Origin of the sequence: Bradyrhizobium sp. CER78 (assembly GCF_029846235.1) — a bacterium.
Taxonomy (GTDB): domain Bacteria; phylum Pseudomonadota; class Alphaproteobacteria; order Rhizobiales; family Xanthobacteraceae; genus Bradyrhizobium.
The window spans coordinates 301,247-326,837 of record NZ_JARVWP010000001.1; the positions used below are offsets into that span (position 1 = coordinate 301,247).

21 protein-coding genes are annotated in these 25,591 nt (G+C 65.9%); 5 read left to right on the plus strand and 16 right to left on the minus strand.

Annotated elements, in window-relative coordinates; translation table 11 throughout:
* Nucleotides 1-6: 6 nt before the first annotated feature.
* Genes fdhF through QDT69_RS01315 form a run of 3 tightly spaced genes read left to right on the plus strand, consistent with a single transcriptional unit; the run spans nucleotide 7 to nucleotide 3,927 of the window.
* On the plus strand, nucleotides 7-2,883 hold the full coding sequence (gene fdhF, locus QDT69_RS01305; protein ID WP_279704867.1) for a formate dehydrogenase subunit alpha: 2,877 nt from the start codon (nucleotides 7-9) through the stop codon (nucleotides 2,881-2,883).
* A gap of 2 nt (nucleotides 2,884-2,885) precedes the next feature.
* The gene (gene fdhD / locus QDT69_RS01310; RefSeq protein WP_279704868.1) at nucleotides 2,886-3,722 is read left to right on the plus strand and encodes a formate dehydrogenase accessory sulfurtransferase FdhD; all 837 of its coding nucleotides are present in this window, start codon (nucleotides 2,886-2,888) and stop codon (nucleotides 3,720-3,722) included.
* A complete protein-coding gene (locus QDT69_RS01315) occupies nucleotides 3,706-3,927 on the plus strand; it encodes a formate dehydrogenase subunit delta (protein ID WP_279704869.1) in 222 nt (73 codons plus the stop codon). Before fdhD ends, QDT69_RS01315 begins: the two co-directional genes overlap by 17 nt.
* Before the next feature lie 372 nt (nucleotides 3,928-4,299).
* Here QDT69_RS01315 and QDT69_RS01320 read toward each other — a convergent pair whose 3' ends face one another.
* The 8 genes from QDT69_RS01320 to ccmI form a co-directional block, all read right to left on the minus strand.
* Nucleotides 4,300-7,257 carry a bifunctional [glutamine synthetase] adenylyltransferase/[glutamine synthetase]-adenylyl-L-tyrosine phosphorylase gene (locus QDT69_RS01320; RefSeq protein WP_279704870.1) on the minus strand — a complete coding sequence of 986 codons (2,958 nt, stop codon included), beginning with the start codon at nucleotides 7,255-7,257 and terminating at the stop codon, nucleotides 4,300-4,302.
* Nucleotides 7,254-8,708 carry a HAMP domain-containing sensor histidine kinase gene (locus QDT69_RS01325; protein WP_279704871.1) on the minus strand — a complete coding sequence of 485 codons (1,455 nt, stop codon included), beginning with the start codon at nucleotides 8,706-8,708 and terminating at the stop codon, nucleotides 7,254-7,256. Before QDT69_RS01325 ends, QDT69_RS01320 begins: the two co-directional genes overlap by 4 nt.
* On the minus strand, nucleotides 8,692-9,372 hold the full coding sequence (locus QDT69_RS01330; RefSeq protein WP_029878846.1) for a response regulator transcription factor: 681 nt from the start codon (nucleotides 9,370-9,372) through the stop codon (nucleotides 8,692-8,694). The genes QDT69_RS01325 and QDT69_RS01330 overlap by 17 nt, the downstream gene beginning before the upstream one ends.
* 322 nt (nucleotides 9,373-9,694) lie before the next feature.
* On the minus strand, nucleotides 9,695-11,281 hold the full coding sequence (locus QDT69_RS01335; protein WP_279704872.1) for a Do family serine endopeptidase: 1,587 nt from the start codon (nucleotides 11,279-11,281) through the stop codon (nucleotides 9,695-9,697).
* A gap of 170 nt (nucleotides 11,282-11,451) precedes the next feature.
* Nucleotides 11,452-11,958, minus strand: a complete 507-nt coding sequence (locus QDT69_RS01340; RefSeq protein WP_279704873.1) for a cytochrome c-type biogenesis protein CcmH — start codon at nucleotides 11,956-11,958, stop codon at nucleotides 11,452-11,454.
* Nucleotides 11,958-13,943, minus strand: coding sequence for a heme lyase CcmF/NrfE family subunit (locus tag QDT69_RS01345; protein ID WP_279704874.1), 1,986 nt, complete (start codon nucleotides 13,941-13,943; stop codon nucleotides 11,958-11,960). Before QDT69_RS01345 ends, QDT69_RS01340 begins: the two co-directional genes overlap by 1 nt.
* Complete coding sequence (gene ccmE, locus QDT69_RS01350) at nucleotides 13,940-14,434, minus strand: cytochrome c maturation protein CcmE (RefSeq protein ID WP_279704875.1); 495 nt, start codon at nucleotides 14,432-14,434, stop codon at nucleotides 13,940-13,942. The genes QDT69_RS01345 and ccmE overlap by 4 nt, the downstream gene beginning before the upstream one ends.
* 59 nt (nucleotides 14,435-14,493) lie before the next feature.
* A complete protein-coding gene (ccmI, locus tag QDT69_RS01355) occupies nucleotides 14,494-15,615 on the minus strand; it encodes a c-type cytochrome biogenesis protein CcmI (protein WP_279704876.1) in 1,122 nt (373 codons plus the stop codon).
* Between the two features lie 358 nt (nucleotides 15,616-15,973).
* Between ccmI and QDT69_RS01360 the strand changes: the two genes are divergently transcribed.
* Nucleotides 15,974-16,174 (plus strand): CPCC family cysteine-rich protein, encoded by a 201-nt coding sequence (locus QDT69_RS01360; protein ID WP_279704877.1) that lies wholly within the window; start codon nucleotides 15,974-15,976, stop codon nucleotides 16,172-16,174.
* Between the two features lie 8 nt (nucleotides 16,175-16,182).
* On the opposite strand, the gene QDT69_RS01365 is transcribed toward QDT69_RS01360, so the two are convergent.
* The 3 genes from QDT69_RS01365 to QDT69_RS01375 form a co-directional block, all read right to left on the minus strand.
* Complete coding sequence (locus QDT69_RS01365) at nucleotides 16,183-17,577, minus strand: hypothetical protein (protein ID WP_279704878.1); 1,395 nt, start codon at nucleotides 17,575-17,577, stop codon at nucleotides 16,183-16,185.
* 329 nt (nucleotides 17,578-17,906) lie between these two features.
* The gene (locus QDT69_RS01370) at nucleotides 17,907-19,283 is read right to left on the minus strand and encodes a sensor histidine kinase (RefSeq protein ID WP_279704879.1); all 1,377 of its coding nucleotides are present in this window, start codon (nucleotides 19,281-19,283) and stop codon (nucleotides 17,907-17,909) included.
* Nucleotides 19,284-19,584: 301 nt separating this feature from the next.
* On the minus strand, nucleotides 19,585-20,247 hold the full coding sequence (locus tag QDT69_RS01375; protein WP_016841655.1) for a response regulator transcription factor: 663 nt from the start codon (nucleotides 20,245-20,247) through the stop codon (nucleotides 19,585-19,587).
* A gap of 377 nt (nucleotides 20,248-20,624) precedes the next feature.
* On the opposite strand from QDT69_RS01375, the gene QDT69_RS01380 reads away from it, so the two are divergent.
* A complete protein-coding gene (locus QDT69_RS01380) occupies nucleotides 20,625-21,014 on the plus strand; it encodes a VanZ family protein (protein ID WP_279704880.1) in 390 nt (129 codons plus the stop codon).
* A gap of 35 nt (nucleotides 21,015-21,049) precedes the next feature.
* Here QDT69_RS01380 and galE read toward each other — a convergent pair whose 3' ends face one another.
* The 5 genes from galE to QDT69_RS01405 all read right to left on the minus strand — a co-directional run bounded on the left by galE (nucleotide 21,050) and on the right by QDT69_RS01405 (nucleotide 25,468).
* Nucleotides 21,050-22,045 carry a UDP-glucose 4-epimerase GalE gene (galE, locus tag QDT69_RS01385; protein ID WP_279704881.1) on the minus strand — a complete coding sequence of 332 codons (996 nt, stop codon included), beginning with the start codon at nucleotides 22,043-22,045 and terminating at the stop codon, nucleotides 21,050-21,052.
* A 139-nt stretch (nucleotides 22,046-22,184) separates the two neighbouring features.
* Nucleotides 22,185-22,442 (minus strand): hypothetical protein, encoded by a 258-nt coding sequence (locus QDT69_RS01390; protein ID WP_279704882.1) that lies wholly within the window; start codon nucleotides 22,440-22,442, stop codon nucleotides 22,185-22,187.
* Nucleotides 22,443-22,603: 161 nt separating this feature from the next.
* Complete coding sequence (locus QDT69_RS01395; RefSeq protein ID WP_279704883.1) at nucleotides 22,604-23,212, minus strand: transglutaminase-like cysteine peptidase; 609 nt, start codon at nucleotides 23,210-23,212, stop codon at nucleotides 22,604-22,606.
* 342 nt (nucleotides 23,213-23,554) lie between these two features.
* Nucleotides 23,555-24,217, minus strand: a complete 663-nt coding sequence (locus QDT69_RS01400; protein WP_279704884.1) for a ParA family protein — start codon at nucleotides 24,215-24,217, stop codon at nucleotides 23,555-23,557.
* Between the two features lie 15 nt (nucleotides 24,218-24,232).
* A complete protein-coding gene (locus QDT69_RS01405) occupies nucleotides 24,233-25,468 on the minus strand; it encodes a glycosyltransferase family 4 protein (protein WP_279704885.1) in 1,236 nt (411 codons plus the stop codon).
* Between the last annotated feature and the right edge of the window lie 123 nt (nucleotides 25,469-25,591).

Below are 25,591 nucleotides of genomic sequence, written 5' to 3' on the forward strand. Positions count from 1 at the left end.
ATCACGATGTCGCTGATCCAGGAAACCGATTTCGGCACGCCCAAATCCAAATCCGAGGCGATGGTCACGCTGACCATCGACGGCAATCAGATCACCGTGCCCGAGGGCACCTCGATCATGCGCGCGGCGATGGAAGCCGGGACCCAGATTCCAAAGCTCTGCGCGACCGACATGGTCGACGCCTTCGGCTCCTGCCGGCTCTGCCTGGTCGAGATCGAGGGCCGCGCCGGCACGCCCGCCTCCTGCACCACGCCGGTCATGCCCGGCCTCGTGGTGCACACCCAGAGCGAGCGGCTGAAGAAGCTGCGCAAGGGCGTGATGGAGCTCTACATCTCCGACCATCCGCTGGACTGCCTGACCTGCGCCGCGAACGGCGACTGCGAATTGCAGGACATGGCGGGCGCCGTCGGCCTGCGCGACGTGCGCTACGGCTATGAGGGCGAGAACCACGTGTTCGCCAAATCGCACGGCTGCGAAAACGACAATTGGATGCCGAAGGACGAGTCCAATCCGTACTTCACCTACGATCCCTCGAAGTGCATCGTCTGCTCGCGCTGCGTGCGCGCCTGCGAGGAGGTGCAAGGCACCTTCGCGCTGACGATCTCCGGCCGCGGCTTCGACAGCCGCGTCTCGCCCGGCATGAACGAGAGCTTCCTCGGCTCCGAATGCGTGTCCTGCGGCGCTTGCGTACAGGCCTGCCCGACCGCGACGCTGACCGAGAAATCCGTGATCGAGATCGGCCAGCCCGAGCACTCGGTCGTCACCACCTGCGCCTATTGCGGCGTCGGCTGCGCCTTCAAGGCCGAGATGCGCGGCGAGGAAGTGGTGCGCATGGTGCCGTGGAAGGACGGCAAGGCCAATCGCGGCCATTCCTGCGTCAAGGGCCGCTTCGCCTGGGGCTACACCACCCACAAGGAGCGCATCCTGAAGCCGATGATCCGCGAGCGGATCGAGGATCCCTGGCAGGAAGTGTCGTGGGACGAGGCGCTGAATTTCGCCGCCGCGAAGTTCAAGGGCATTCAGCAGAAATACGGCCGCGACGCGGTCGGCGGCATCACCTCGTCGCGCTGCACCAATGAAGAGACCTACCTGGTCCAGAAGCTGATCCGCGCCGGCTTCGGCAACAACAATGTCGACACCTGCGCCCGCGTCTGCCATTCGCCGACCGGCTACGGCCTGTCGCAGACCTACGGCACCTCGGCCGGCACCCAGGACTTCGACTCGGTGGAAGACACCGACGTCGTGCTGGTCATCGGTGCCAATCCGGCCTCGGCCCATCCGGTGTTCGCCTCGCGGCTGAAGAAGCGGTTGCGCCAGGGCGCCAAGCTGATCGTGATCGATCCGCGCCGTACCGAGATGGTGGAATCGCCGCATGTGAAGGCGCTGCACCTGCCGCTGATGCCCGGCACCAACGTCGCCGTGCTGACCGCGCTTGCGCATGTCATCGTCACTGAAGGGCTCGCCGACGAGGCCTTCGTGAGCGAGCGCTGCGACTGGAGCGAGTTCGAGGACTGGGCCGCCTTCGTCGCCCAGGACAAGCACAGTCCGGAAGCCACCGCGATCATGACCGGCGTCGATCCGAAGGCGCTGCGCGAGGCGGCGCGGATCTATGCCACCGGCGGCAACGGCGCGATCTATTACGGGCTTGGCGTCACCGAGCACAGCCAGGGCTCGACCACGGTGATCGCGATCGCCAACCTCGCGATGGTGACCGGCAATATCGGCCGGCCCGGCGTCGGCGTGAACCCGCTGCGCGGCCAGAACAACGTGCAGGGCTCCTGCGACATGGGCTCGTTCCCGCACGAGCTGCCCGGCTACCGCCACATCGCCGGCGACGCGGTGCGCGAGCAGTTCGAGGCGATGTGGAACGTCAAGCTCAACAACGAGCCCGGCCTGCGCATCCCCAACATGTTCGATGCCGCGATCGAGGGCTCCTTCATGGGGCTCTACGTGCAGGGCGAGGACATCCTGCAGTCCGATCCGAACACCAAGCATGTGGTGGCAGCGCTGTCGGCGATGGAATGCGTCATCGTCCATGACCTCTTCCTGAACGAGACCGCGAACTACGCCCATGTCTTCCTGCCCGGCTCGACCTTCCTCGAGAAAGACGGTACCTTCACCAATGCCGAACGCCGCATCCAGCGCGTCCGCAAGGTGATGACGCCGCTCAACGGCTATGCCGACTGGGAAGTGACGATCATGCTTGGCAAGGCGATGGGCTTCGAAATGAAATACAGCCATCCGTCCGAGATCATGGACGAGATCGCCGCGTTGACGCCGACCTTCGCGGGCGTCTCCTATGCCAAGCTCGACGAGCTCGGCTCGGTGCAGTGGCCCTGCAACGAGAAGGCGCCGGAAGGCACCCCGGTGATGCATATCGGCGGCTTCGTGCGCGGCAAGGGCAAGTTCATCCTCACCGAATATATCGCGACCGACGAGCGCACCGGCCCGCGCTATCCGCTACTGCTCACGACGGGGCGCATCCTCAGCCAGTACAATGTCGGCGCGCAGACCCGCCGCACCGAGAACGTGGTGTGGCACGCCGAGGACCGCCTCGAGATCCATCCGCACGACGCCGAGCAGCGCGGCGTGCGCGATGGCGACTGGGTGCGGCTGGCAAGCCGTGCCGGCGAGACCACGCTGCGCGCGGAGATCACCGACCGCGTGGCGCCGGGTGTGGTCTACACCACGTTCCACCATCCGGACACCCAGGCCAACGTCATCACGACCGACTTCTCGGACTGGGCGACCAACTGTCCGGAGTACAAGGTCACTGCCGTGCAGATCTCGCCGTCGAACGGTCCGTCCGACTGGCAGAAGGCCTATGACGAACAGGCACGCAACTCCCGCCGCATCGCGCCTGTCGTGGAAGCCGCGGAGTAGCGATGCGCGAGCCCGTCCACAAGGCGATCCGAAAAGTCTGGCGCGACGGCGTCTTCAGCGACGGCGCGCGCCTGATCCCGGAGGAGACGCCGCTGGCGCTGACCTATAATGGCGGCACCTATGCGGTCATGATGGGCTCGCCCGAGGACCTCGGCGACTTCGCGGTTGGATTCAGCCTGAGCGAAGGCATCGTGCAATCCGCGGACGAAATCGAGACCCTCGACATCGTCGAGCTTGACGACGGCATCGAGCTTCGGATGTGGCTCAAGCCCGACAAGGCGGAGCGGATCGCCGAGCGGCGGCGCAACATCGCCGGCCCAACCGGCTGCGGCCTGTGCGGCCTCGATTCGATCAGCGAGGCGGTTCGTCCGGCCGCGGTGGTGTCGACGGGCCGCGTCTTCTCGCCGCGCGAGATCATGACTGCGATGGCGGCGGTCGCGCCGCTGCAGGAGATCAACCACCAGACCCGCGCCGTGCACGCCGCCGCGTTCTGGACCGCCACGCGCGACATCGTGGCGCTGCGCGAGGATGTCGGCCGCCACAATGCGCTGGACAAGCTCGCCGGCGCGCTGGCCCGCGACAAGGTCGTCGCGAGCGACGGCATCGTGTTGCTGACCAGCCGCGTCTCGGTCGAAATGGTGCAGAAGACCGCCGCAATCGGCGCGCCGCTGATATCAGCGGTGTCGGCGCCGACAGCGCTTGCGGTGCGGATGGCGGATGCCGCCGGCATCACGCTCGCTGCGATCGCCCGCGCCGATGGATTTGAGATCTTTACGCATCCGGAACGCGTTACAGGCGCGGTGCCCGGCAAGGAGTCCGCCTATGTCGTCGTCGCCTGACAAACTGGTCTATATGGCGAACCAGATCGGAAAGTTCTTCCAGAGCCAGGGGCGCGACCGCGCCGTGCAGGGCATTTCCGAGCACATCTGGAAGTTCTGGGACCCGCGGATGCGCAAGCAGATCTTCGCCCATCTCGACGCCGGCGGCGCTGGCCTCGAGCCCGACGTCCGCGACGCACTGCTCAAGCTGAAGCTGCAGGCGTAGCCGGCCATTGGAAGCTTGCTCCGCTCTTGCACCGTCACCCTGAAGAGCGCGCCCTTGCGCGCGTCTCGAAGGGTCGACGGCCCCGCTGGTGGCCGTGCATCCTTCGAGACGCGCTACGCGCTCCTCAGGATGACGGGATTCAGGCCGGAGATTGTCGCTAAGGCGGGATGAGTTTTGGTTGAATCGGTTTGGCGCGGTCTCGGTTCACCTCTCCCCGTTGGGGAGAGGTCGGATTGCGAAGCAATCCGGGTGAGGGCTCTTGCCCTCTCGATAGACCATAACCCCTCACCCGATTTGCTGCGCAAATCGACCTCTCCCAAAGGAGAGGTGAACCTTCGACGCCGTTCCAGCTCAACCTAATCTCATCAGGCTTTAGCCCACGATCGTATTGAAGACGCGGCGCACTTCGCTCTGCGTCTCGCGCAGGCGCGCCTCCAGCGCTGAGAAATCCGGCGTGTCGCCGGCCCGCGCCATCACGCGCAGCAGGTCTTCGCCCGCGGTCTCCGGATTGAACTTGCCGGTGACGCACAGCCGCAGGATCTGCGTCAGGTCATGATAGAGCCGCACCGCCGAGCGCAATATCTCGGCCTCGGACTGGCCGAGCAGGCCGAGCTTGGCGGCATTGTCAAGCACCTGAAGCGTCGAGACGCTGAGGATCTCCGGCTTCGCCGAAGCATGCGCGAGCTGGAGATATTGCGCGATGAAATCGATGTCGACGAGCCCGCCGGCGGCAAGCTTGAGGTCCCAGACATCATCCTCGCCCTTCTCCAGCGCGATCGCCCGCCGCATGTCGGCAACGTCGGCCGCGGTCGATGCGGCATCGCGCGGCCTCGTCAGCACGCTGCGGATGATCGCCTCGATCCTCTCGCGGAATTCCGCTGACGACGAGATCACGCGGGCGCGCGTCAGCGCCATGTGCTCCCAGGTCCAGGCCTCGCGCTCCTGATAGTCGGCGAACGAATCGATGCGCGAGGCGACCGGGCCGGCACGGCCGGACGGGCGCAGCCGCATGTCGACCTCATAAAGCACGCCGTAATTGGTCCGGGTCGTGAAGGCGCTGATCAGGCGTTGGGTGAAGCGGGCAAAATACTGCGCACCATGCAGCGAGCGCTCGCCGTCTGAATCCGGCGCCTCGCTGTCGAAATCGTAGAGCGTGATCAGATCGAGGTCGGAGGACGCCGTCATCTCGCGGCTGCCGAGCCGGCCCATCGCGATGATCGCGGTCTCCTGCCCCTTGATCCGGCCGTATTGCGCGGCGAACTGATCGGTGACGAGGCCGTGCACGGTGTGCACGATCCCCTCGGCGACGTCGGCAAAGGCCGTGCTGGCGTGCTGCGCCGACACCGTGCCGGACAGGATCCGCGTGCCGATCAGGAACAGGCTCTCCTGGCCGAACAACCTCAGACGATCGAGGAAGTCCTCGTACGACGAGGCATCCTGCAGGGTGGCGGCAAGCCGCTCCGACAGCTCTTTCTTGTCGGGCATCGCGCCGAAGAAGCGCGGATCGACCAGACCGTCCATGATCTGCGGCTGCCGCGCCAGCATGTCGCCGAGCCGCGGCGCAGCGCCGAGGATCAGCGCGACCAGCGCAACGAAATCGCGGTTCTGGCTGAGCAGCGAGATCAGCCTTCCGCCCCGCTGCAGCGCGCCGAGGAAACGGTCGAATGCCGCCACCGCGTCGTCCGGCTCCTCGGCATGCGCGAGGCCGTCGATCAGGCCGGGAATGAATTCGAGGAACGCCGCTCGCGTCGCCTCGACGCGCAGCGCGCGATAATCGCCCTCGATCCACTGCTGCACCGTGCCGGCCACCGCAACGGGCTTCTTGAAACCGAGTTGGGCGAGATGTTCGATCAGGCGGCCGTCTTCAGGCCCGGCGCCGTAATCGACATCCGGCAGCTTCGCAGTGCCGGTCGGATCGTCGCCCTCGAACAGCTTGCCGTAGTGGTTCTGCACGATCTTGAGCTGACCGAGCAGATCCCTGGCGAAGGCCTCGCGATTCTCGTAGCCGAAGAAATGCGCGAAGCGCTCGACGTCCTCGGGCGCTTCGGGCAGCGAATGGGTCTGCTCGTCGGCGATCATCTGCAGCCGGTGCTCGACCCGGCGCAGGAATTCGTAGGCCGTCGTCAGCTCGTCGCGCGCTTCAAAAGTGATCCAGTTGCTGTTGGCGAGCACGTTGAGCGCCTCCAGCGTCGGCCGCACCCGCAGCTCGGGATGACGGCCGCCGGCGATCAGCTGCTGGGTCTGGGCGAAGAACTCGATCTCGCGGATGCCGCCGCGGCCGACCTTGACGTTGTGCCCCTCGACCGAGATCTCGCTCTGGCCGCGATAGGTCTGCATCTGCCGCTTCATGTCGTGGACGTCGGCGAGCGCGGCAAAATCCAGGTGCTTGCGCCAGACGAAGGGCGCGAGCTCGGCGATCAGCGCCTCTCCCGCCCTGGGATCGCCGGCGCACGGCCGCGCCTTGATCATCGCGGCGCGCTCCCAGGTCCGCCCCTCGCGCTCGTAATAGTGCAAGGCCGCGTCGGTCGAGATCGCGACCTGAGTCGACGCCGGGTCCGGGCGCAGCCTGAGATCGACCCGAAACACATAGCCCTCGCCCGAGCGCTGCTGCAGCATCCGCGCCATCGCCTGGGTGACGCGGACGAAGAACGGCTGCGGCTCGATATCCTCGGCAAGCGAGGTCGCCGCGCGATCGAAGAACACGATCAGGTCGATGTCGCTGGAATAGTTCAGCTCGCCCGCGCCCATCTTGCCCATGGCAAGCACGATCAGGCCCGAGCCGACTTCCGGATGCTCGGCATCGACGGAGGTCATGCGGCCGCGGGCGACTTCCTGCCGGAACAAATAGCGCAGCGCCGACTGCACCGAATTCACCGCGATGTCGGTCAGCGCCGCCGTTACCCGCATCACCGGCCAGACGCCGCCGATGTCGCACAGCGCGATCATCAGCGCGGCCTCCGCCTTCATGCGGCGAAGCAGCACCATCACGTCGGCCTCGCTGCCGGCGGCGAGCACGTCGCGCGAGGTGGTCTCGATCAGGCCGGCCAGATGCTGTTCCGGGTCGCATGACAGAATCCGGATCAGCCGGCCGGCATCGGCGCGCGCGAGCTCGAACAGATAGGGCGAGAACTCGGCGATACCGCGCAGGATGTCGCGTGCGAACGGATGCTCCAGCAAGGCTGCGAGCGCGGCCGATTGCGCCGGCTCGAGCTCGGCGAACCAGTCAGTCAGGCGCTGATCGGCGGATTCGGGCGCGGCGACACGCGGTCCATCCGCGAACCGCGCGGCCAGACAGTGTCGATCCGCGTTTCCCGGCGCGGCGGCATTCATGCCGCCTTCTGTGGCACATCCTGCGTTTGAGCCGCAAGCCTGTCACTGCCGCCCGCCCGCGCGGGCAGCACCAGGGTGGCCACGAGCCCGGGATGGGCATCGCCGAGCCGCAGCTCGCCGCCATGGAGCGTGGCGACCGCCGAGGCCAGGCTGAGGCCGAGACCGGAACCGGGTAAGGTGCGGCTCGCCTCGAGCCGGACGAAGCGCTCCACCGCGTGCTTGCGATCGCCCTCCGGGATACCCGGACCGTGGTCGGAGACGCTGAGCAGGACCTGATCGCCCTCGCGCCGCGCCTCGATCAGGATCTCCCGTGCATCGGCCTTCATCGGCTCGACGCCGGCGTCGGGCTTGCCATATTTGATGGCGTTCTCGACCAGGTTGGCGACCGCCTGGCTGATCAATTCGCGGTTGCCGTGAATCGGCGCCGGCGCGGTCTTCACCTGCAGCGTCATGCCGTCGTCCTCGGCCAGCGGCTCGTACAATTCGTGGATGCCGTTGGCGACGTCGGCACCGTCGAAATCGTCCATGTTGCCGCGCGCCTGGCCGGACTCGGCGCGCGCGATCATCAGCAGCGCGTTGAAGGTGCGGATCAGCCCGTCGGATTCCTCGATCGTCCGCTCCAACGCCGCGCGATAGTCGGCCTCGCTGCCGGACCGCGCCAGTGCCTCCTCGGCGCGGTTGCGCAGCCGCGTCAGCGGCGTCTTGAGGTCGTGGGCGATGTTGTCGGAGACCTCCTTCAGCCCCGTCATCAGCGCCTCGATGCGCTCCAGCATGACGTTGAGATTTTCCGCGAGGCGGTCGAGCTCGTCGCCGCTGCGGCCGACCGGCAGCCGGCCGGACAGATCGCCCGCCATGATGCGCCTGGTGGTGCCGGTCATGGCGTCGATCCGGTGCAGCACGCGGCGGGCGACGAAGATGCCGCCGCCGATGCCGAGCACGACCACGACGAGGATCGACCATTGCGCGGCCTTGGCGACGATGCCGAACAGCCGCCGCCGCTCCTCGAGGTCGCGCCCGACCAGGAGGCGGAAGCCGTTGTCCATCTCGGCGACCCGCACCAGCGCGCGATGATCAGTCTTGTCCTGGTCGTCGATTCGGCGATAGGCGGTCTCGCTCCAGCCCTGCACGCTCATCACGCCCGGCGCGAGGGAGCCGACATTGCCGGCCAGCGCCTGGCCGTTCGGCGCGGTCAGGAGATAGAGGTTGGCGCCCGGCCGCAGCGCCCGATTGCCCATGGTGGTCAGCAGGCCGTGCAGGCCGCGGCGGTTATAGATGGAGGTGATCTCGCCGATCTCGACGTTGACGGTGGTCGTGATCTGCTCGGTGATCAGCCGCCGCGTGTTCCAGGCGAAGTAAGCCAGCAGCGAAGCGGCGAACAGCGCGAACAGGAACAGATAGACCAGCGTCAGCCGAAACGCCGTGGTCCGGATCAGTTTACCGAATGCCGTCACGGATCATATACCCCGCGCCGCGGATGGTATGCAGCAGCGGCCGCTCAAAACCCTTGTCGATCTTGGAGCGCAGCCGCGAGATGTGCACGTCGATGACGTTGGTCTGCGGATCGAAATGATAGTCCCAGACATTCTCGAGCAGCATCGTGCGCGTCACCACCTGCCCTGCATGCTTCATCAGATATTCGAGCAGGCGGAACTCGCGCGGCTGCAAGGTCAGCTCGTCCTTGCCGCGGGCGACGCGATGCGACAACCGATCGAGCTCGAGGTCGCCGACCTTGTAGGTGGTCTCCTCGGCCGGCCCGACATTGCGCCGCGACAGCACCTCGACGCGCGCGAGCAGCTCGGCGAAGGAATAGGGTTTCGGCAGATAGTCGTCGCCGCCGGCGCGCAGGCCCTTGATGCGGTCATCGACCTGGCCGAGCGCCGAGAGGATCAGCACCGGCGTCCGGTTGCCCTTGTCGCGCAGGCTGCCGATCAGCGACAGGCCGTCACGCTTCGGCAGCATGCGATCCACCACCAGCACGTCGTAGTCGCCGGTTTCGGCCATCGACAGGCCTTCCTCGCCGTCGGAGGCGAGATCGGCGATGTAGCCGACTTCACGGAATGCCTTGACCAGATAGTCGGCTGACTCGCGGTCGTCTTCGATGATCAGGATGCGCATTTGCGGAGCGGTGGCGGTCACGGGAATGGGCCCTCTGTCAGCATGGCGCGGCCGGCCTGCACATGCAAGACGACCGCGCATATTCTGTAATTTGAGCTGCCGCATGATCTGACCGGAAAACCGGTTTCCACTTTTCCGGATCATGCGGGTTGGGAAAAAGTGGGCGGTGAAGCTGGGGGACTCCACCGCCCTGAGACCTTCCGACGGAGGGGGGCATATTCCATCGAAAGGCAACATAGGGAGCGAGCAAGGGGCCCACCCCCCGGAAAGCGCCGTCGGCGGGGGCGACGAATGCCGGCGACGCTTTCCAACTCATAGATAGTTATCCCTTGGCCAACGGCACTGCCACAAAGCGCGACGAACCGCCGCTCTTCACGCGCATGAGAACGCTGTTTTTGTTGTCATTGCGCGCTGCGGTGATCGCATCACGCACCTCACCGGCGGTGCCGACGGACTTGCCGGCGACCTCGAGGATCACGTCGCCTTCCTTGAAGCCCCGCTCAGCGGCAGCACTCTTGGGATCGACTTCGGTCACGACCACGCCTTCCTTGCCGGCGCCGGCGACGCTGTTGGCGGGCGCCACCGTCAGACCCAGCTTCGGCACGTCGGTGCCGCGGGACGAATTGCCCTTGTCGCCGTCGTTGTTGGTGTCAGCCTTGGCTTCCAGGTTGTTCGGCAGCTGGCCGAGCGTGATGCTGACGGTCTTGTCCTGACCCTTGTGCAGCACGTTCAGCTTCACGGCATTGCCGGGCGCCAGCCCGCCGATGGTGCGGGCGAGTTCGCGCGCATCCTTCACCGGCTCGCCATTGACGGCGGTGATGACGTCACCGGACTCGATGCCCGCCTTGGCCGCGGGGCCGTTGGCCTGCGGTTCGGCGACCAGCGCGCCTTCGGCCTTCTTCATGCCAAGGCTGTCGGCGATGTCGGAGGTCACCGGCTGGATCTGGACGCCGATCCAGCCGCGGCTGACCGAGCCCTTGTCCTTCAGCTGGGCAACGACGCTCTTGACGGTCTGGGCCGGGATCGAGAACGCGATGCCGACGCTGCCGCCGGACGGCGAGTAGATCGCGGTGTTGACGCCCATCACCTCACCCGACACGTCGAACGCCGGGCCACCCGAATTGCCCTTGTTCACGGGCGCATCGATCTGGATGAAGTCGTCATACGGACCGTTGCCGATGTCGCGGCCGGAGGCGGAGACGATGCCCGCAGTCACGGTGCCGCCGAGACCGAAGGGATTGCCGACCGCCAGCACCCAGTCGCCGATGCGCGGCTTGCTATCGGAGAGCTTGGCGAACTGGAAGTTGGAGCCGCCCTCGACCTTGATCAGCGCGAGATCGGTGCGCGGATCGGTGCCGATCACCTTGGCGGAATAGGTCTTGCCGTCATCGGTCGTGACTTCGACCTTGTCGGCGCCGTCGACGACGTGATTGTTGGTGACGGCGTAGCCGTCAGCCGAGATGAAGAAGCCGGAGCCCTGGCCCGTCACCACGCCACCGCCACGCGGTCCACCGCGCAGGCCGGGGGGCAAGCCATCCGGACCGCCAAAGCGGCGGAAGAAGCGCTCCATCGGCGAACCCGGCTGGAACGGCGAATCGTCATTGTTGCTGTCATCCTTCGCGACCTTCTCGCGAATGTTGACCTTGACCGAGATCACCGACGGCTTCACGCGCTCGACTATGTCGGCAAATCCGACCGGCTGCTGGACCTTCTTGACCTCGTTATTGACCTGCGCATGCGCAGGCGTCGTGAACAGGTCAGCGGGGTTGTGGGTGGGGCTGAAGCCATAGGTGGCGGCGCCGAGGCCGGCCACGACCGAGGCCATCAGCGCAAGTTTGCGGGCAGAGAACAGCGAGCGCTTCGGCGCCTTATAGGACGGAAGGGACGAGAGGTCGGGACGTTCGGTCATGTGTTGAAATCTCCAAGGCCAGAATCACCGGTGCGGGGGCGGGCACCTGATGCAGCTGAACATGGGGTCATCAGCCTTACGGCGCGCTGGCTGCGGAATTAAACTTTTGTAATCGAGCAGATCAGCGCTGCGGCAGAATAGCGCAGCCGAATTAAGGGCTTAGAAAGGAACTAAAGCGGCTTGTCCGGCGCGGATTCGGCCGCCAGCAGCCGTTCGAGGCGCGCCTGCTCGTCGGACGTCAGTCCGGGGCCGGAATCGCCCCCGGCGGCGACCGGGTTGCCCTTGCGCCGGCCGAGGCGCCAGAGCGCAAGACCGCCCAGCAGAAGCGCCAGCGGCGGCGTCAGCCACAGCACCAGCGTATGCTCGTTGAGACGCGGCTTCAGCAGCACGAATTCGCCGTAGCGGGCGACCAGGAAATCGATCACCTGGCGGTCGCTGTCGCCAGCCGAGATGCGTTCGCGCACCAGCAGGCGGAGGTCGCGCGCCAGCGGCGCCTCCGAATCGTCGATCGACTGGTTCTGGCAGACCATGCAGCGCAGCTCTTTGGAGAGCTCGCGCGCCCTCGCCTCCTTGGCCGGATCCGCCATGATCTCGTCGGGCAGCACCGCCCGCGCGGGCATCGCGCCGAGCATCAGGCTCGCCGTAAGAAGAGCGGCTGCAAGCGCGCGCGACCGCATCACTCGGCCGCCTGCAATGCGCGCGCGGCTGCTTTGGCCGGCTTCGGCGCGCCGACCCGCAAGCGGCGGTCGGACAGCGACAGCAAGCCGCCGAACGCCATCAGCACCGGCCCCCACCAGATCATGAGCACCAGCGGCTTGTGATAGATGCGCACCGCGATCGCGCCGTCGGCCGAGGCATCACCGAGCGAGATGTAGAGCTGGCTTGCGCCGCGCGTCAGCAGCGCGGCCTCGGTCGTCGAGGCGCCACGGGTCGTGAAGTTGCGCTTCGACGGCGTCATCACGCTGATTTTCTCGCCGTCACGCGTCACGGTGAATTGCGCGACCATCTCGCGGTAGTTCGGCCCCTGCCGCGGATTCAGGCCGTCGAGCCGCAGCTGGTAGCCCGCGACGCGGGCGACGTCGTCCGGCTTCATGGAGCCGATATATTCGGTGTTCCAGGTGGTCTCGCAAACGATCCCGATCAGCGCGACGCCGAGGCCGGCATGCGCAAACGCCGTGCCCCAGGTCGCACGCGGCAGGCCACGCGCCCGGCGCAGCGAGAGCGAGAACGGAATCCGGAACAGCGCGATCCGTTCGGCGAGATCGCACAGCGCCCCCATGATGACGAAGGCCGCAAGCCCGATCGCGAGCGGCGCCAAGGTCGCGCCGCCATAGGTCCACGCAAACACCAGGGCCATTGCCACCAGCGCCACGATGCCGGCGACCATCAGCCGCTGCGCCGCGCCGAGCAGGTCGCCGCGCTTCCAGGCCAGCAGCGGCCCGAACGGCACCGCGAGCAGCAGCGGCACGAACAGCGGCGCGAAGGTGAAATTGAAGAACGGCGCGCCGACCGAGATCTTCTCGCCGGTCAGCACCTCGAGCGCCAGCGGATACAGCGTGCCGATGAACACCGTCGCGCATGCGGTGGTGAGCAGGAGATTGTTGAGCACCAGCGCGCCTTCGCGGGAGATCGGCGCGAACAGCCCGCCCTGCTTCAGCGCCGGTGCGCGCCAGGCATAGAGCGACAGGCTGCCGCCGATGAAGACGAACAGGATCAGCAGGATGAACACGCCGCGGGTCGGATCGGTGGCGAATGCGTGAACCGATGTGAGCACGCCGGAGCGCACCAGGAAGGTGCCGAGCAGCGACAGCGAGAAGGTCAGGATCGACAGCAGCACGGTCCAGACCTTGAGCGCGTTGCGCTTTTCCATCACCAGCGCCGAGTGCAGCAGCGCGGTGCCGGCAAGCCACGGCATCAGCGAGGCGTTCTCGACCGGATCCCAGAACCACCAGCCGCCCCAGCCGAGCTCGTAATAGGCCCAGTACGAGCCCATCGCGATGCCGAGCGTCAGGAAGATCCACGCCATCAGCGTCCACGGCCGCACCCAGCGTGCCCAGGCGGCGTCGATCCGCCCCTCGAGCAGCGCCGCCACCGCGAACGAGAACGAGATCGAGAAGCCGACATAGCCGAGATAGAGCATCGGCGGATGCACCGCGAGGCCGATGTCCTGCAGCACCGGATTGAGGTCGCGCCCCTCGATCGGCGGATTGGCGATGCGCAGGAACGGATTCGAGGTGATGAGGATGAACAGATAGAACGCGCTGGCGACCCAGGCCTGCACCGCCAGCACATGCGCGCGCAGCGACAGCGGCAGATTGTTGCCGAACGCCGCGACGAGGCCGCCGAACAGCGCCAGGATCGACACCCACAGCAGCATCGATCCTTCATGGTTTCCCCACACGCCGGTGATCTTGTAGAGCAGCGGCTTCAGCGAATGCGAATTCTCGTAGACATTGGCGACCGAGAAATCCGAGGTGACGTGCAGCGTCACCAGCGCCGCGAACGACGCCGCGACGAACAGCAACTGGGCGAGCGCGGTCGAGCGCGCGACGTTCATCAACGCGGCATCGCGCCAGCGCGCGCCGACGATCGGCACGATCGACTGGATCAGCGCGAGCGCGAGCGCAAGCACCAGGGCATAATGTCCGCTTTCGGCGATCACCGCATGGCTCCCTGGGTCGGCGCCGCGGAGGCGCTCGGCATGTTGCCTGGTTTGGCGTAATCGTCCTTCCAGTGTCCCTGCTTCTTCAGGGCGTCGGCGACGTCCTTCGGCATGTAGGTCTCGTCATGCTTGGCGAGCACGGTGTCGGCACGGAACACGCCATCAGCGTCGAGCGCGCCTTCGGCAACGACGCCCTGCCCCTCGCGGAACAGATCCGGCAGGATGCCTTTGTACGCAACCGGCAGCGTCGCGCCGCCATCGCCGACAGTAAAGGTCACAGCGAGGTTGTCGCCGCGCTTGAGCGAGCCCTGCTCAACGAGGCCGCCGAGGCGGAAGCGCTTGCCGGGGCCGAGATGCTTTTCGGCCACCATCGACGGCGTCGAGAAGAACACGATGGAATCGCGCAGCGCGTTCAGCACCAGGCCCGCGGCGATCGCGAGCACGACAAGCGCGCAGCCGATCAGTGTCAAACGCCGTTGCTTCCTGGTCATGGTCTATCCCTGCGCATGACGTTTCCCGAAAACCGCAGTGCACTTTTCGGCGTCATGCTCTATCCATCAAGCCCGAGAGTCTTCAGCCCTTCATTGAGCTGACGCAACCGATCCGCATCGTTGGCGACCGCCTGACGGGCATCCGCGCGCGCGCTCATCGCCTTGTCGCGCTCGCCCATCACGAGATAGGCACGGACCAGCCGCAGCCAGCCCTCGACATCGTCGCCGTTGGTCTTCAGCCGCGTCGCCAGCCGATCGACCATGCCCTTGATCATGGTGCCGCGATCGGCCTCGCTCATGTCCTGGGCCGCGGCCACCGCGCCATCCGGCAGCGCGGGTGCGCTGACGCCACCGGGCACACTGCCGCCGACCCGGACCAGCGCAGCCTGCACCAGCGGCCGCCACGGCGCGTCGGATGGCCCCTTCGCCAGCATCTTCTGCCAGAGCGCCGCGGCGTCGGCCTTGCGGCCGTCCTGCTCGGCGGCAAGACCGAGGAAATAGTTCGCCTTGGCGTCGTCGCCATTCAGCGCGACGGCGCGCTCGAACTCCGCCTTGGCGTCCGCGGTGACGACGCCGCCAGCGCTCCCCATGAGCGCCTCGCCGAGATCGGCGCGGCGATCGGCACTGTCGCCGGCATAGGTGATGGCATTGCGATAGGCGCGGACGGCGTCATCGTAGCGGCCAAGGCGCGACAACACCGGCGCCAGCACCGTCCAGCCGCGGCCGTCGGTCGGGTTCTTCTCCAGATGGGCCTCGACCTGCGCGACGAGATTGGCGAGCGGCTGGTTGGCATCGGCCACCCGGCTGCGCTCGGCGAGCGGAAAGTCGCCGAGGCGCGGCGAGCCAAGCGCGAGATAGAAGCTCGAAGCAATCACCGGCAATCCGACCAGGGCGACGATCGCAGCAGTGCGCCGCAGGCTGAGACTGCCCTGCACCGGTTCTTCGCGTCCGCTCTGATCGGCGGCGGCAAGCAGCCGGCGGCTGATCTCGATCCGCGCGGCATCGGCCTCGGCGGCGCCGATGATCCCTGCGGCCATGTCGCGGTCGATTTCGGCGAGCTGGTCGCGGTAGACCACGACCTCGCTGCCGCCACTGTCCGCCCGCCCGCGGCGGCTGAGCGGCCATAGCACGGCAAAGATCGCCGCGACCGTCATCAGCGCGAACACAAACCACAGCGTCATCAAGCGGTTCCCGGATGGAACGGCGGCTTCCGGCAAGCCGCCTTAGAATCGCTTTACACTACGTGCGGCGAGCCCGGCAATTGACAATTGCTGGATCGGCCGAAGGTCGGAATCGGGCGGCTTCCGGCGCCGTTGCAACGGCGTTACCGGGCGAAGGCGCGCACCACCAAAATATCGAAAACAACCCCATGCAAAGGCGCCGACGGCGCTCGAATGCCGACTTGACACGTCGGGCAAATCAGCGCCACACTTCCATTATTCCGAAATTGCGCAAATGCTCGTCGTCCCGCCTGGCGGGCTCATCGGTTTGCCGTCGAACAGGCTCGCGCATGACGGTGCCATGCTATTGAAGCAAGCGATGGCCGACAACACCGACAAAACTCTCTTTCCTTGCCCTTGCTGCGCTTCCGAAGTTCTGACGGAGGTAGGGGCGTATGAGATTTGCGACGGATGTGGCTGGGAAGACGACCCTGAGCAGCGGGACAACCCTGACTACTCAGGCGGCGCAAATCGGCTCAGCCTGAATCAATATCGCGAAGAACACCAGAAATTGAGGTGACGGCTACTCTATCCCGCGCGCGTCGACTTCCGCTCGCCGGTCACCGCGTTCTCCGCCGCCCGGTTCATCAGCGACGCGTAGTCGTGGCCGAACAGCACCTCGCAGAAGCGGATCGCGGCCTTGACTTGCTGCTGGCGGAAGGCGCGGACCCGGGCGTCGCCGCCGCGCAGCGACTGCACCAGCCCCTCGGTCGACTGCTCGACATAATGTTGCAGGTCGGAGAAGGTCCGCAGCGTCACCTCGTTGATGGCGAGTTCGCTGGCATAGGTGCGGCACACCGCGACGAAATCGATCAGGGCGGCGGCGTCCTCGACCTCGGACTGGTCGATCTTGGCGCCGGCGGTGATGTCCTTGTCGGCGCGCTGACGCAGGATGCGGCGGACCCGGCCCGGCACGCTGTCGATCTCCGATTGCAGCGCGTTGGAGGTGTCGGCGCGGACCGATGTCAGCTGACGCCCCCAGGTGGAATCGTTGCGCAGGTCGAGCTCGGTGCGCAGGCCGCGGACCCCGTCATGCAGGGTCTTGAGCTGCTCGCCGACATAATCGAAATGGCCGCGCCGGATGTCGGTGCGCAGGCAGGCGGCGACGAAGGACAGGTCATGCAGCGCGATGGTGACGGCGATGCCGTAGGGCGTTGCCGCAACCCGCAGCTCGTCGTCGGAGGCCGCCATCTTGATGGCGAGGCGGATGATCTGCCATGGCGCGGCGAGCCGCTGTGCAATCAATGACAGCGCGAAGGGCAACAGCTGCGGCGTCTGCAGCGACGGCAGTTTGAGCGCATCCATTGCGGAAGCGATCTGGGAATCGGCAAACACGCGGATCTGGCTCGGCAGCCGGCTGCCCAGGGTTTCCAGGGCCTCGCGGGCCTGCAGCACCAGGCCGATCGGCAGCAGATCCTCGACCACGCTCGGCGGGCCGACACGCGACAGCGCGCGCTGACGATCATCCTGTGCGGGACCGGCGATCTTGAGGATGGCTTCCGCCGCGGCGAGCTGGAACTTGCGCGCGGCGATCTCCATCGGACCGCTCTCGGTGGCCGTCGCCAGCGCCGCCTCGAATGCGCGGGCAGCCTCAGGCGCGCCCTCGCGGGCCAGCCACTGCCAGATCGGCAGCAGCGAGGCGCGCCGGAGCTGGCCGGGCCGGGTCGGGAAATTGGTCTCGGCGAGGAACGGCTCGAGCGGCCGGAACAGGAGCCGCGCCGGATCGTCGCTGCGCGGCTCGATCCGCTCGTCCTCCTCGGCCCCGCGCACGATCTTGCGCAGCTGCTCCAGCACCAGATTGGCGACGGCCACATCATCGCCACGTTCGACGGCGCGCTCCAGCTCCCGCATCAGCAGCGCCTGCGATTGCGGCGGAAGCTGCGCGAGATAATCCCTCAGCCGCTCTGTCGATTTCTGGCTCATGCGCCCGGTCGTGAAAGCTTGGTGCCCGGCAAACGCCGCAGCCCGTCCGCCCGCGATGATAGAGGGGCGCGCGTTAAGAAGCCGTTTAGGAATAATGCGGTCCCGAGGCCGGTCTCGCACGGGTCTCAAGCCTAATGGGATTGAGTTGAGCTGGATCGGCAGCGGAGGTTTACCTCTCCCTTGGGAGAGGTCGGCGCGTAGCGCCGGGTGAGGGATTACGGTCTCTCGTTAGCGCTGCGGCCCCTCACCCGCTTTGCTTCGACCTCTCCCGTTGGGGAGAGGTGAAGCAAGTCCGTGGCCGAACCGATTCGATCCAAACTCATCCTGTCCTACACCGCCGGCAACACCAGCTCGGCCCGCAGGCCGCCGATCGGCGCGTCGCTCAGGGTGAGCTTGCCGCCATAGAGGCCGGCAAGATCGGTCACGATCGACAGGCCGAGCCCCGAGCCGGGCTTCGATTCGTCGAGCCGCTGGCCGCGCCGGGCGACCTTGGCGCGTTCGTCCTCCGACAGGCCGCGTCCATCGTCGTCGACCACGATGCGCAGCCTGGGCCCGGCGCCCGACGCCTCCGGCGGGATCACGCTGACCTCGATGAACACCTGCGAGGCCGCCCATTTGCAGGCGTTGTCGACGAGATTGCCGACCATCTCCTCCAGATCCTGCCGCTCGCCGCGGAACCGCGCCGCCGGATCGGCCTTCGCCTCGATCGAGAGGTCGCGGTCGCGATGGATCTTCTCCATGGTCCGGCGCAGCGCCTCGATGGCAGGCGCGACGTCGGTGATGGTGCTGACGATGGTGGCGCGGGCGGCGATCCGCGCGCGCTCGAGATGGTGCGCGACCTGATCCCGCATCACATCGGCCTGCTCCAGCACCTTGCTGGCAAAGGGATCTGTGCCATGCGAAGCGGCCTCGTTCACGATCACCGATAGCGGTGTCTTGATCGCATGGGCGAGATTGCCGACATGGGTGCGCGAGCGCTCGACGATCTCCCGGTTGGCGTCGATCAGCGCGTTGGTCTCGCGCGCCAGCGGCGCGATCTCGACGGGGAAGCGGCCCTCCAGCCGCTCGGCACGGCCGGAGCGGATATCGGCGATCGCATCCGAAATCCGCTTGAGCGGCGCCAGGCCATAGCGCACCTGGAAGATCGTGGTCAGCAGCAGCACAATACCGAGGGCGGCGAAGGTGCCGCCGAGGTAATAGTCGAAGCTGCGCGTCTCATCGAAGATCTCGGTGGCGTCACCGGCGACGCTGACAAGGAACTTGCCGTCGACGCCGAGATCGACCGGCCGCTCCACCACGCGCAGGCTCTGGCCTTCGGGCCCGTCGACATAGCCGAGGCGGACACCGGCGGCGGTCAGCTCGGCGCCGTGCTCCTCGAGCTTGGGCAGCTTCTTGTCCCACAGCGAGCGCGAGGCGCGGGTCTCGCCCTTCTCGGTATCGGTGCGGGTGATCTGCCAGTACCAGCCCGACAGCGGCAGGTCGAACAGCGGTTCGCCGAGCGACTGGAACTGGCGGTCGGCCGGCTCGTCCGGCGTCGCCACCTCGGCGATTAGGGTGCGCAGATAGAGATTGAGCCTGCGGTCGAAGGCGCGCTCGGTCGCGTCGCGATAGACCGACGACAGGATGACGCCGGTGATCGCCAGGATCACCACCACCCAGGCGGTCGCCGAGACGAACAGGCGGGTCGCAAGTGAGCTGCCGCCCATCAGGGGACGAGCTCGAACGTCGTGTCAGCGGGCGGCGACATCAGCGAATCCAGTCCTCCCGGCGCGGATCATGACAATGCCCGTGTACGCCGATCAAGCGCTCTAAGAGCATGATCCTATGGAATAGGATCTGCTCTCATCCTTTTGTTTGGTCGCGTTTTCTTCACGCGAGCGAACCGGTACCCGCTTCGCTCGAAAACGCTTTAAGAGCATGATCTCCGCGCAAACGCTACGCGTTTGTCGCGAGGGAAAACCGCTGCGCACTTTGCGCTGACGCGGCCCTCCGGGTCCGGATCATGCCCTAGGTCGGCGGCGACAGCATGTAGCCCAAGCCGCGAACGGTCTGGATGATATCGACTTCCAGCTTCTTGCGGATGCGGCCGACGAACACCTCGATCGTGTTGGAGTCGCGGTCGAAGTCCTGGTCATAGAGATGTTCGACCAGCTCGGTGCGCGAGACCACGCGCCCGGTGTGATGCATCAGATAATCGAGCAGATTGTATTCGTGCGAGGTCAGCTTGATCGGGTTACCGTTGACGGTGACCCGCTTGGTACGGGTATTGAGCGCCACCGGCCCGCAGTTCAGCTCGACCTGGGCATGCCCGGTGGCGCGGCGCAGCAGCGCGCGGATCCGCGCCAGCACCTCCTCGAGATGGAAGGGTTTTGCGACGTAATCGTCGGCGCCGGCATCGAAGCCCTGAACCTTGTCGCTCCAGCGGTCGCGCGCGGTGAGAATCAGCACCGGCATCACCCGCTTGTTCCGCCGCCAGGCCTCGAGCACCGAGATACCGTCCATCTTCGGCAGGCCGATATCGAGCACGACGGCGTCATAGGGCTCGCTGTCGCCAAGGAAATGCCCCTCCTCACCGTCGAACGCGCGATCGACCACATAGCCGGCGTCCGTCAGCGCGGTGGTGAGCTGGCGGTTCAGATCCGGGTCATCCTCAACGACGAGCAGACGCACTTTGGCCTCCGAGAGTGAGCGTTGCGATAGTCCGGCATCAAATGAGGCTTCGCGCCGTGAACGGCCTATGAATGGATCCGCGACGCAAAGCTTATTTTTTCGTCAGGTGCACCATCCCGGGAACCCGCGCAAGCGCCGCAGGTTCCATCGATCAGATGCAGATGGAATGAGAGCGAGCTTCAGATCAAGGTATTTAAATACCTAAATTGGATGCGCGCCTGCTCGCCCATCATCACGGTCCCAACGCGCCGGCACCGTGAGCAATGTCACAGACGGCGGCGAGATTAACCTTCGGCGGGCATTTAATTATCGCGGGCACAGGCGATGCGCTAATTCCAGCGCGGGCGCGGCGTGGCACAGGGATCGGGAATAGTTTTTTGCTTGTTTCGAAGATCAAGACGTTTGCGGTGGTTGCCGGCTGGCTTGCGCTGGTCTTCATCGCGTTCGTCACCTTATCTCCAATCCAGGACCGTCCGTCGTTCTTGCATCCGCAGGCCGAGCGCTTCGCCGCCTATGCCGTGATGGGACTGGCCTTTGTGCTGGGGTACCCGCGGCGTACCGCGCTGATCGTGCTGTTTGTCGTGTTCAGCGCGTTCACGCTCGAGGCGATGCAGTTGCTGACACCGGACCGTCACGGCCGGCTGCTCGACGCGATCGTCAAGGTCGCGGGAGGTTTTGCCGGCATCGGCGCGGGTCACTTCATCCTGCTGGTGCTGCGCAGCCAGTTCGGCCGGCTGAAATCGCGCGCGGAGAACTCCGCAAGCTAAAGCGCGATGACGATTCAACCTGATCTCCTCGCGCTTTAACGCCGGCGCGGATGCGCCTTCTGGTGCCAGGCCCAGGCCGAGCGAATGATGTGGCCGAGATCGGACCGGCTCGCCTTGAAGCCGAGACCGCTTTCCGACTTGGAGGGGTCGGCCACCAGGATCGGCGGATCGCCGGCCCGGCGCTCGCGCACCACGCATGGCACCGCTTCGCCGGTCTCGGCGCGGATCGCGTCGAGCACCTCGCGCACCGAATAGCCGGTGCCGGTGCCGAGGTTGAACACGCCGCCGGCGTCGCCCCTCAGCAGCAGCTCGAGCGCTGCGATATGGGCGGCGGCGAGATCGTCGACATGGATATAGTCGCGCACCGCGGTGCCATCAGGCGTCTCGTAATCCTCGCCGAAGATCGCGAAGTCAGGCACGTGCCCGAGCAGCGCCATCAGCGCGCGCGGAATGAGATGCGTCTCGGGATCGCGCAGCTCGCCGATGGTGCCGGAGGCATCGGCGCCGCAGGCGTTGAAATAGCGCAGGCAGACCGAATTGAACTGATAGGCCGCGCGATAATCGGCCAACATCTGCTCGATCATGTATTTGGAGCGGCCGTAGGGATTGACGGTCGGCCCTGCGGCGCTCTCGGGAATGGGATCGCGCCCGGCGTTGCCATAGACGGCGCCGGTCGAGGAAAACACCAGGCGGTCGCAGCCCGCCTCCCGCATGCCGCGCAGCAGGCCAAGTGTGCCGGCAACGTTATTGCCGTAGTATTTCTGCGGATCCGCGACGGACTCGCCGACCGCGCTGAACGCGGCGAAATGCATCACCGCGAGCGCATTGTGCTCGCGGATGGTGGCGGCGATCTTGCCGTGATCGGCGACATCGCCGATGACGAGCGGGCCCCATTGCACGAAGTTGCGGTGGCCGGTGGACAGATTGTCATAGACGACCGGGAGAAACCCGGCCTCGGCAACGGCCTTGGCGCAATGGGACCCGATATATCCCGCGCCGCCCGTGATGAGGATCGAACCCCTGCTCGCCATTGAAGATGCCGTCCCTGCGCGGGCCAATCCCGCGCCTCAACACATGCAATGGTCGCATGGGTACGACATTCCATCCCGCGCGGCAAAATGCAGATGGGAATAGCGTTAAGACCGAACGGATTTGCTTCAACAGTGACGGTTAACGCGAGCCCAGCGGAACGTTGGTCCGCTGCCCGACCGGCGGCCTGTGGCGTGACGGCCTGCCGTAAGGGTAAACCGGTGTTGCCGGCGGGACCGGCCGGGTCGCCTGCGGCCGCGATGTCGGAACGCCGCCGCCCGGTCCATCGATCGAATAGCGCTGTCCGCCCTGCGTGGTCTGCCCGGTGCCTTGCGCGAGCACCGGACCGGCTGTGGCGACGACCAGCGTCGCAATCGTGACAAGGCCGGCCAGCTTCATATCGATGCCTCGATGGGTTGGATCGGGATCAACCGGTCACGCCTCCGATCGTTCCGCGCGCCGTCGCGGCCTTCGCGATCTTCCGCCTTCCTCACATGCAACGTGGCGCGGCGAAATGTCTCGCCGCGCCACGTTCAATCGATCGGGTCAACCCAGGAAATTCAGGCGCCGGCCTGCGCGATCGCGGCCCAGTGATCGGGGTTTGCCGGGGTCTGCATCCTGACCCAGCGATAGCGCACCTGCGACCAGGTGCGGATCTGCGCGTTCAGATTGTCGAGCACGACGTCGCCGCCCTCGACGCGGACCACCAGCACGAGATGATGCTCGCCCCAGGAGGTCACCACCTCGCTCAGCAGCAGATTGCGCATCGGCCAGCGGCGCGCCAGGAGTTCATGGCGCTTGCTGACGGCGTAATCGTTGCAATCGCCGCGCGCCGGATTGATCAGCCATTCCTCGCCGGCGAGGCCGCGTTCGTTGCGCTGTGGCACGATGCGACGGTTGACCGAGGCGTTGACCTCGATCAGGTCGGCGATGCGCTGCTTGGTCAGATGTGTGGCGCCGCCGCGGAACACCATGCGAGCGCGGGGTTTCGGCTTGCATTCGTCGGCATAGCGCATGCAGAACATGGTGTAGGCCATCGGCGCCAGCGTCGGCTCGCTGAAGCGGATTTTCTCGACCACGCCGCCGAGCGGCAGCGGGAATCCGATCATTCCGGCCTGGGTGTGCTGCGCGCTTGTCCCGAGCGCGACGATGGCCAGAAGCAAGGCCATCACTCTCTTGACGCTGTACACTCTTCACTCCCCAAAGTGACGGGAAGCAAGTACGGGAAATGTCTTGAGTTAAGGCTCAGGCGCGCGGCGGCATTTGCTTCAAATGCTCAGAAGCGCCAGAGCAGTCCATTAACCAAGCCGGGTTCCCGCGCCGGCAAGCCTTTCAGCTGCCGAATGATAACGCGCGTGAGACTCAACAGATCATGGCGTTTTTGTCTTTTGGGGCTCTTTTCCCGCGATTTCTGCGGCCGCCGCCGTCAGATGCAGGATTGGTTGCAGCGCAGGATTTCTTATTCCCATACAGGCATGGTCAGCCTGACGTGAAGCAGCCGGCGCGCTCTGTTAGACCGTCACGCGTTGCCGGGGCGCGATCCCGCACCAGCTCATGACGAGATCGGCGAGCATCTTGATCTCGAGATCCGCGGGCGTGCCGCCGGCGAAATCGGCCACCGATTGTCCGAGCGCCACGGCGCGAACATAGGCTGAGCGGCTTCCGATCATCGGTCCGATCTCTTCGTCGAGCGTATCCAGCTCCTCGATCAGCTGCTGGCCTTCGAGCGTGCGTTGGTCGACGCGGTTGGGCACGATCATGGCGCGGAGCGCCGTTCGCCGCGCTGCGCGCACCTCGCGCACGATGTCGATCGTCCGCGCGGTCGCCTCGATGTCGAGGCCCGACGGCGTGCACGGCATTAGCACGATGTTGGCGACGGCGAGCACGGCGCCGAGCACCCGGTCGTTGGGCGCGGAGTCCACCACGATGATCTGATGCGGAATCTGGCGCATCAGCTTGGCCCATTCGGCCACGGGGCGGGTTTCCGGATCAAGCTGGTAGACGGGAAACGTCAGATTGCCGGGCTCCGCCCAGTGGCAGGCCGACGCCTGGGAGTCGGCGTCGACCAGTCCCACCACGCCCGTGCGCCGGTCCAATTCTGCGGCCAGCAGAACCGCAAGAGTCGTCTTTCCGACCCCGCCCTTGCGCTGGGCAACCGAGATGACAAGCGGCATCGCTAGCTCCTGGCGTTATCCCCCGTGCGTGCGCGGGAGGACACCTTCATCAACGAGCGTCAGCATCCGGGGCAGACAGACCCGCTTTGCGTCGTAATTGTCCCTCACGAAGCTCCGCGCCTTCATCCGCATCTTCTTGAAGGCCTTGGGCCGTGACAGCACCGAGATTACCTGATCCGACAGCGCATCAATATCAAAAAACGGCGTCAGCAGGCCGTTGCCGTCCGAGATGATGTCGCGCAGCGGCGCCGTATCTGATGCCACCACCGCGCATCCCGCGCTCATGGCTTCCAGCAGCGACCATGACAGCACGAATGGATAGGTCAGGTAGACGTGCACCGATGAGATCTGCAGCAGTTCGAGATACGGTCCCCGGGGAATCCGGCCGAGGAAATGCACGCGGCGAAGATCAATGTCCGACCTGACTTCGCCCAGGAACATCGACTTCCAGCTCGAACCCTCCGGCGGATTCGCGCCATACGACGTGCCGGTGCCGCCGACGATCACCACCTGCGCATTGGGCCGCGCGGCCATGATCCTCGGCAGGGCTCGCATGAAGACATGGAATCCGCGCACCGGCTCGAGGTTCCGCGAGACGTAGGTGATCACTTCGTCGTCCGCGGAGAGTGTCGCGCCGTTCGGAAGCTGAAACCGCGCGACGGGGTTGGGCTTCACCTCGTCGGTGTCGACGCCCTCGTGGATCACTTCGATCTTGCCTTGAAACTCGCGGGGAAAGGTCGACCTCTGCCATGGCGTCGGCGAAACACCCGTGTCGCATTCGGTGAGCGCCAGCAGCGTGGTCGCATTCTTCAGATGGAGCGCGACATTGCCGTCGAGGCCCGTCATGGGAAATTCGGGATCGAAGCCGACGTCCCTGCCCTCGGCACCGTAGTAGAACTCGCAATAGAGGATGATCCGCGCCTTCGGAAACATCGTGCGCAGCGGCAGCGTCTCGCCCCAGCCGGGATGCGCGAAGATCAGGTCGGGGACGAAGCCCTGCCCCGACAGCGACGACAGCGCATACAGCACCTCTTCGGCACGCCGTGCTTCGACGTCGAAGCGGCGCGCAAACGGATGCACCATCGCGGAGTCCGACTTGGTCGTCGAATATTTGAGCAGCCGGATATCCCGCGTCGTGCTCGCGGTCGATGAGCCGACCGCGACGACCTTGTTTCCGGGCCGCTCGGCGAGCGCACGCGCAATGTGGCGGTACTGGGCTGGAAAGTTGTTGTGGACGAAGAGGACGTTCATTGGCGGGCGAGCGCGCCCCCCGGCCGCGCGGTCTTCGATTGGGGTCAGGGTCGATACCATGACCGGCAGGGTGTCTTCGATATGCACGTGCGAAACTATCTCACCGGATTAACATTAAGCCCC